Source organism: Blautia glucerasea (genome assembly GCF_020537505.1).
GTDB lineage: Bacteria > Bacillota > Clostridia > Lachnospirales > Lachnospiraceae > Blautia_A.
Genome location: NZ_JAJBMO010000118.1, coordinates 1 through 437, shown reverse-complemented (window position 1 = coordinate 437; position 437 = coordinate 1). Strand labels below are relative to the sequence as shown.

Annotated in this window: 1 protein-coding gene; it reads left to right on the top strand. The window is 38.0% G+C overall.

Features of this window, described 5'->3' with window-relative positions:
* A partial coding sequence (locus tag LIQ05_RS19525) for a transposase (protein WP_416386010.1) occupies positions 1-437 on the top strand: 437 nt, incomplete at its 5' end.

Here is a 437-nt window from a genome sequence, read left to right as displayed (position 1 = left end):
CATACAGTACAACAAACAGAAGTGGATATAAAGAGTATAAAAGCTGCGGTGAACATTGTGCTGAATGCCAATGTCTTTCAAAATGCACAGAAAGTAAGGATCATGTAAAACTGATCACACGTCATATATGGGAAGAATATATGGAAGTGGCAGAAGACATTCGGCACACGATCGGAAACAGACAGATCTACCAGTTAAGAAAAGAAACCATAGAGCGGATCTTCGGTACAGCGAAAGAACAGCATGGATTTCGATATACACAGTATGTAGGAAAAGCACGGATGGAAATGAAAGCCGGGCTTATCTTTGCATGCATGAATTTGAAAAAACTGGCAAAGATCCTGGAAAAACGAGGTTGGAACACAGTCAGATTTTTGTTGATTTTGAAGAAAATAAAAAGAAAAGAAGTTTTAAAAGAAAAATGGTGCTGGGCATAA